Genomic DNA, 6,601 nt, shown 5'->3' on the forward strand with positions numbered 1-6,601 from the left:
ACGACACCGACGTCGTGACCTTCATCAGCCAGTACACCCGCGGCCGCTTCGCTGCCGCATTCGGGCCTGACGCCGCGCTGGAGCACCTGGCCCCAGGTGTCGACACGGACCGTTTCGAGCCCGACTCGGTGGCCAGGGCCGAGTTGCGCGCCCGCTACCGCCTTGGCACCCGCCCCGTCGTCGTCTGCGTGTCCCGGCTGGTGCCCCGCAAGGGTCAGGACATGCTGATCCGCGCACTGCCCGCCATCCGTCAGCGCGTCCAGGGAGCGGCCCTCGTCATCGTCGGCGGCGGGCCCTACCGAGACAAACTGCACCGTCTCGCACACGGTTTCGGCGTCGTCGAGCACGTGACCTTCACCGACGGAGTGCCGGCCGACGAACTGCCTGCGCACCACGCGATGGCCGACGTCTTTGCGATGCCGTGCCGTACCCGCGGGTCCGGACTCGACGTCGAAGGTCTTGGCATCGTCTATCTGGAGGCGTCGGCGACGGGTGTGCCGGTGATCGCGGGCCGATCCGGCGGCGCACCGGAATCGGTTCTCGACGGCGAGACCGGGTTGGTGGTCGACGGCTGTGACGTCGGCGCGATCGCCGCCGCCGTCGGAGACCTTCTGGCCGACCCGGACCGAGCCGCGGCGATGGGTGCAGCGGGCCGCGAGTGGGTCGTCGACAACTGGCAGTGGCGCACCAAGGCCGAGCGCCTGTCGGAACTCCTGACCGGCTAGCCCCCGGACTTCGCATACAGCGCGTCGATGTCGCTGCCGAACTTCTCGGCGACGACCTTGCGCTTGACCTTCAACGTCGGCGTCAGCTCACCCGTGTCCTCGGTGAAGTCGACCGGCAGGATCCGGAACTTGCGGATCGACTCCGCGTGCGACACCGCCTGATTGGCCTCCTTGACCGCCAGATCGACCTCGGCGAGCAGGTCGGGATCCTCGGCAAGGTCGCCCACCGCGGCCGACGCGTCCTTGCCGTTGCGCTGTTTCCATCCAGGGAATGCCTCGGGGTCGATCGTGATCAGGGCAGCGATGAACGGTTGCGCGTCACCGACGACCATCGCCTGGCTGATCAACGGGTGCGCGCGCAGCCTGTCCTCGAGCAGCGCCGGGGCGACGTTCTTGCCGCCTGCGGTCACGATGATCTCCTTCTTGCGGCCGACGATGGTCAGGAAACCGTTCTCGTCGATCGCTCCGAGGTCGCCCGTGTGGAACCAGCCGTTGGAGAACACCGCCTCGGTCTCCGTCTCGTTGTGCCAGTAGCCGCTGAACACCACCCCGCCCGAGACGAGCAGCTCGGTGTCGTCGTCAATGCGCATACTGTTGCCCGGCAACAGCTTTCCGACCGATCCGACCTTCACGTCGCCGACCCGGTTCACGGTGATCGCCGCGCTGGTCTCGGTCAGTCCGTAGCCCTCGTAGATGGTGAGGCCGACGCCCCGGTAGAAGTGCCCGAGCCGTGCGCCCAGCGGGGCGCCGCCGGAGATGGCGGCGTGGCAGTTGCCGCCGAGGGCCGCCCGCAACTTGCCGTAGACCAGTCGGTCGAACAGCGCGTGCTTGAGGTTGAGCAGCAGGCCGGGCTTGCCCGACTTCTTCCCCGTGTCGCTTCGCGCCTGTCCGCCGGCTTCCTGCGCCATGCTCCACTCGATCGCGGTGTTCGCGGCCGCGGCGAAGATCTTGTCCTTGCCGCCGTCGTGGGCATTCTGCTCGGCGGTGTTGTAGACCTTCTCGAAGACCCGCGGCACGGAGACCACCAACGTCGGCTTGAACACCCCCAACGTGGGCACCAGGTTCTTGACGTCGCTGGTGAACCCCAGGGTCACCTTGTTGCTGAACGCCGCAATCGTGATGGCGCGGGCCAGCACGTGGGCCAGCGGCAGGAAGACGAGCAGCTTCTCGCCCTTGTCCAGCAGGGCCGGGAAACACGCCTTGGCGCCGCGCATCTCGTGTAGCAGGTTCGAGTGCGTCAGCTGGCAACCCTTGGGCCGGCCGGTGGTGCCCGAGGTATAGACGAGCGTCGCGACGTCGGCCGACTTGATGGCCGCCAGCCGGGCCTGGACTTCCGCGGGGTCGGTGGCCTTGCCCCTCTCGGCCAGCTGGTCGAAAGCGGACGGACCCGTCCCGTCGATGCGCAGGACCAGGCGCAGCTCAGGCAGCTCTTCGGACAGCTGCTCGATCTTCTTGGCGTGTTCGTCGGTCTCGGCGAACGCCACGACTGCGCCCGAGTCGGACAGCACGAACCGCACCTGCTCGGCCGAGCTGGTCTCGTAGATCGGGACGGTGACCGCGCCGATGGACAGAATCGCGAAGTCGAGGATCGCCCACTCGTAGCGGGTGGCGGACAGGATCGCGACACGGTCGCCGGGCTGGACGCCCTCGGCGATCAAACCCAAAGCTGCCGAACGGACTTCGTCCGCGACCTGCGCGCACGTCACGTCCGTCCATGACCCCTCGACGAGGCGCTGGACGATCACGTGGTCGGGATCGTCTGCCTCGTGGGAGAACACGGAGCTGACGACGGTGTCGTGCTCGCTGACGGTGAAGGAGGCGGCAACACTGAACTCGCGCACGATTTGGCCCTTTCGGACGGGGGGTACCTGAGGAATTCCGCCGTTCCAGCCTAGTCGGCCGCCGAAGAGCCACGGGGGCGCATGTGTGAAGCTACTCAGCGATGAACAGTATTCAGGTCGCCGACGAGACGTTCGTCTGCGCAGATCCGGCCGACGTGGGCAAGGCGATCGCCGATCCCACCAGTTGGCGACGTTGGTGGCCCGACCTGCGGCTGGTCGTGGTCGAGGACCGGGGTCCGGCGGGGCAGCGCTGGACCGTCACCGGAGCGCTCGCCGGCACCATGGAGATCTGGCTCGAGACCTCGTTCGACGGCGTGATCCTGCACTACTTCCTGCACGCCGAGCCATCTGGAGCGGCGGCCTGGGAGCTGGCCAGAATGAACTTTGCCAAGGCCAACCACCACCGCAGGGTGGCGGGCAAGCGGATGGCCTTCGAGGTGAAGCAGAAAATGGAGGAGTCCCGCAAGGTCGGGGTGGCCCGGCTGGCGTGACGTGTGGTTGGCCCCTGAGGGTACATTTTGAGCGGAAGGACGCGAGTCCACTAGCGCATTAGCGACCCGGGGAAGTGAACACGTGGCGGACAAGACTGCGCAGACGATCTTCATCGACGCCGTCCCATCGACGGTGATGGACGTCATCGCCGACATCGGCTCGTACCCGGACTGGGTCGCCGAGTACAAGGAGACCGAGGTCCTCGAGACCGACGACGAGGGGTATCCGAAGACCGCACGACTGGTGCTCGACGCCGCCGTGCTCAAGGACACCATGGTGTTGTCCTACACCTGGGCACCCGACCACACTTCGGTGAGGTGGTCACTGGTTTCCAGTTCGCTGCTCAAGGCACTCGACGGTGCATATCTTCTGTCGCCCAAGGGTTCTGGCACCGACGTCACCTACGAGTTGGCCGTCGACCTGGTCATTCCGATGATCGGACTGCTGAAGCGCAAGGCGGAACGCAGGCTCACCGACACGGCACTGAAGGATCTCAAGAAACGAGTCGAGGCTGACTGAGCGCGGCGTGGCGGACGGACCTTCGGCGGTCACCAGCGCCAGGATCAGCCTCTTCGTCGGCAAGGGTGGGGTAGGCAAGTCCACGTTGGCGACGGCCACTGCGGTGCGCGATGCGCGCAAGGGACTGCGGGTGCTCGTCGTGTCCACCGATCAAGCCCATTCCACGGGCGACGTACTTGGCGTGAGCGTGGTCCCGACGGGGGAGCGCAATCCGACCAGGGTGCTCGCCGACCTGGACGCCGGACCGGAGGCGGGGACCGGAGGCTCCCTCGACGCCCTGGCCCTTGACACGCTGGCGCTGTTGGAGCAGCGATGGCGTCAGGTCGCAGGTGTACTGGCCGGCCGCTTCCCGGAGTCTGATCTCGGAAACATTGCTCCAGAGGAACTTTCGGCATTGCCCGGGATTCAGGAGGTGCTCGGCCTCGACGAGGTCGCCGAGCTCGCGGCCTCGGGTCGATGGGATCACGTCGTCGTCGACTGCGCGTCGACGGCAGACGCCATGCGCATGCTCACGCTGCCCGCCACCTTCGGCCTCTACCTCGAAAGGGCCTGGCCACGGCACCGCAGGCTCTCCCTGGCTGCGGGCGACGCCGGATCGGCGGGCATAGTCGAGCTACTGGAACGGGTTGCCGCGGCCACCGATCGGCTTGGGGAGCTGCTCACCGACTCCTCCCGCGTGAGCGCCCACCTGGTGCTCACCCCCGAGCGGGTGGTGGCGTCCGAAGCGGCCCGCACGCTGGGCTCCCTGGCCCTGATGGGAGTATCCGTCGCCGAACTCATCGTGAATCAGATTCTGGTGCAGGACGACTCGTTCGAGTACCGGAACCTGCCCGAACATCCCGCGTTCGACTGGTACACCGAGCGGATCGCCGAGCAGCGGATCGTCCTCGACGAGCTCGACACGACGATCGGCGACGTCAATCTGGTGCTCGTCCCGCACCTGGCCGGGGAGCCGGTCGGCCCCAAGGCGCTCGCCGAGCTGCTCGAGAGCGCACGGCGCCGCGACGGGTCGGCGCCCCCGGCGCCGGTGCGTCCCGTGGTCGACCGCGAATCCGGATCCGGGCTCGATGCGGTGTATCGGATGCGGCTACAGTTGCCGCAGGTCGATCCTCGGGCGTTGACGCTGGGCAGGGTCGACGACGATCTGATCATCGGCGCCGGAGGTACGCGTCGCCGCGTTCGGTTGGCGTCCGTCCTGCGGCGATGCATCGTGGTGGACGCGCAACTGCGCGGTGGCGAACTGACCGTGCGTTTTCGACCGAATCCGGAGGTGTGGCCGGCGTGAGTGAGTTCCACACCGACGCCGGAGCCGCTGGCCGGCGACACTCAGACATAGCTCCAGAGCTGCGGCAGTTGGCGCAGTCCATCCTGGACCGGCTCGACCCTGCCGTCAGGCTGGCCGCCGCGCGTGCCACCTCAGGCGGCGAGAGCAGATGCCAGCAGGTGTGGTGTCCGGTGTGCGCCCTGGCTGCGTTGGTGACCGGGGAACAGCATCCGTTGCTGACCGTGATCGCCGAGCACAGCGTGGCCCTGCTGGCGGTCGTCCGAGCGATGGCCGCCGCTATGGACACCGACCAGGGGGGACAGGCCAAACCCGAGCCACCCACGGATCCGTCCGGACCCGCCGGCCCCCGACACGACGGCGATCCGCCGCCATCCGGACCCGGCCGCTATCAGCACATCCCCGTCACCGTCGAGGAGTGAGCGGCAACTGGGTACAGTTATCGCAGGGCGCCGTCCGGGTGCCCGCCGCGGGAGGCTCGATGTGGTATTGGCTGTTCAAGTACATCTTCATGGGACCGCTGCTGTCATTGCTCGGCCGCCCGAAAGTGCAAGGGCTGGAGCATGTTCCGAGCTCCGGGGCGGTCATCCTCGCCAGTAACCACCTCGCCGTCGCCGACAGTTTCTACCTATGCCTGGTTGTGAACCGACGGATCACCTACCTGGCGAAGGCCGAGTACTTCACCGGCACCGGCCTCAAGGGCTGGTTCACCCGCTGGTTCTACACCGCGGCCGGTCAGGTATCCATCGACCGCACCGACGCCGACGCCGCGCAGGGTGCGCTCACCACCGCGGAGCGCATCCTCGGCGAGGGCAAGGTGCTCGGGATGTACCCCGAGGGCACCCGTTCGCCCGACGGCCGCCTCTACAAGGGCAAGACGGGGATGGCGCGTCTCGCGCTGGAGACCGGCGTTCCGGTCATCCCGGTTGCGATGGTGGGCACCGACATCGTCAACCCGCCCGGTTCCAAGATGTGGCACTTCGGTCGTGTCGAGGTTCGCTTCGGCAAGCCCTTGGACTTCACCCGTTTCGAGGGTCTGGCAGGCAACCGCTTCATCGAGCGGGCCGTCATCGACGAGGTGATGTACGAGCTGATGCAATTGGCGGACCAGGAGTACGTCGACCTGTATGCCGCCGACGTCAAGGTCAGCGCCGAAGGTGGCTCGGGCGGCAAGCCGCCAGCCCGCTTCCCCACTGCCGCCGCCGGCTAGGTAACCGCGTGGGCCGGCGTGGCGTCGAACCTCCGTAGCGTGTCGTCGCTCTCTCGCAGGGTGACCGCGCCCGCGACGATGATCAGCGCGATGGCCCACCAGACGTAGGAGCCGCCGATCAGTTGGCGCCACAGCGACGCCGAGGTCTCCCGGTGCTCGGTCATCAAATGGATCGGCGCCAGCACCATCAATGCGATGCCGACAGCGCTGATGATGCCCATGGCGACACTGCGGTACCGGTAGGTGAGCACGGCCGTCACCAGGACGGCGGGAAGCGCCCACACCCAATGGTGCGACCACGACACCGGCGAGACGACGAGACCGAACATCGCGACGCACACCAGCGCCAGCACCGATTGATCACCTGCGCGGAGCGCGGCAGGGCGCAGGACGCGGCGAACCGCCCACACCGTAAGTCCCAGGACGGCGAAGCAGGCGACCAGCCAGATCACGAACCGCGGGGCCTCACCGATACCGAGGCGGGCGAGGGTGCCTGCGATGTTCTGGTTGGTGAGATAGGTGGCGGTGCCGA

General features: G+C 67.5%; 7 protein-coding genes and 1 pseudogene. 6 read left to right on the top strand and 2 right to left on the bottom strand.

Annotated elements, in window-relative coordinates; translation table 11 throughout:
* The coding region (locus QOI01_RS06060) for a glycosyltransferase family 4 protein (RefSeq protein WP_526379282.1) at window positions 1-725 on the top strand (725 nt) is incomplete at its 5' end.
* Here the strand turns inward: QOI01_RS06060 and QOI01_RS06065 are convergent.
* Complete coding sequence (locus QOI01_RS06065) at window positions 722-2,566, bottom strand: AMP-dependent synthetase/ligase (RefSeq protein ID WP_526379283.1); 1,845 nt, start codon at window positions 2,564-2,566, stop codon at window positions 722-724. The two genes, QOI01_RS06060 and QOI01_RS06065, sit on opposite strands and share 4 nt — an antisense overlap.
* Before the next feature lie 101 nt (window positions 2,567-2,667).
* Here QOI01_RS06065 and QOI01_RS06070 point away from each other — a divergent pair, with 101 nt between their 5' ends.
* From QOI01_RS06070 to QOI01_RS06090, 5 genes are all read left to right on the top strand, one after another.
* A complete protein-coding gene (locus QOI01_RS06070; RefSeq protein ID WP_526379284.1) occupies window positions 2,668-3,057 on the top strand; it encodes a polyketide cyclase / dehydrase and lipid transport in 390 nt (129 codons plus the stop codon).
* Window positions 3,058-3,139: 82 nt separating this feature from the next.
* Window positions 3,140-3,577 (top strand): SRPBCC family protein, encoded by a 438-nt coding sequence (locus QOI01_RS06075; RefSeq protein WP_526379285.1) that lies wholly within the window; start codon window positions 3,140-3,142, stop codon window positions 3,575-3,577.
* Between the two features lie 7 nt (window positions 3,578-3,584).
* Entirely contained in the window at window positions 3,585-4,862 is a 1,278-nt protein-coding gene (locus QOI01_RS06080) for an ArsA family ATPase (protein WP_526379286.1), read from the top strand.
* Complete coding sequence (locus tag QOI01_RS06085; protein ID WP_526379287.1) at window positions 4,859-5,281, top strand: hypothetical protein; 423 nt, start codon at window positions 4,859-4,861, stop codon at window positions 5,279-5,281. Before QOI01_RS06080 ends, QOI01_RS06085 begins: the two co-directional genes overlap by 4 nt.
* Window positions 5,282-5,340: 59 nt before the next feature.
* Window positions 5,341-6,069 carry a lysophospholipid acyltransferase family protein gene (locus QOI01_RS06090; protein ID WP_526379288.1) on the top strand — a complete coding sequence of 243 codons (729 nt, stop codon included), beginning with the start codon at window positions 5,341-5,343 and terminating at the stop codon, window positions 6,067-6,069.
* On the opposite strand, the pseudogene QOI01_RS06095 reads toward QOI01_RS06090, so the two are convergent.
* Window positions 6,066-6,601, bottom strand: a pseudogene (locus tag QOI01_RS06095) (alpha-(1-2)-phosphatidylinositol mannosyltransferase); the annotation flags it as partial. The gene QOI01_RS06090 and the pseudogene QOI01_RS06095 sit on opposite strands and share 4 nt — an antisense overlap.

It is taken from the genome of Mycobacterium sp. (genome assembly GCF_032162605.1).
Lineage (GTDB): Bacteria > Actinomycetota > Actinomycetes > Mycobacteriales > Mycobacteriaceae > Mycobacterium.

Coding starts and splice junctions, on each gene's coding strand:
- QOI01_RS06070 (WP_526379284.1), top strand. CDS start 2,668: ATGAACAGTATTCAGGTCGCCGACGAGACGTTCGTCTGCGCAGATCCG.
- QOI01_RS06090 (WP_526379288.1), top strand. CDS start 5,341: ATGTGGTATTGGCTGTTCAAGTACATCTTCATGGGACCGCTGCTGTCA.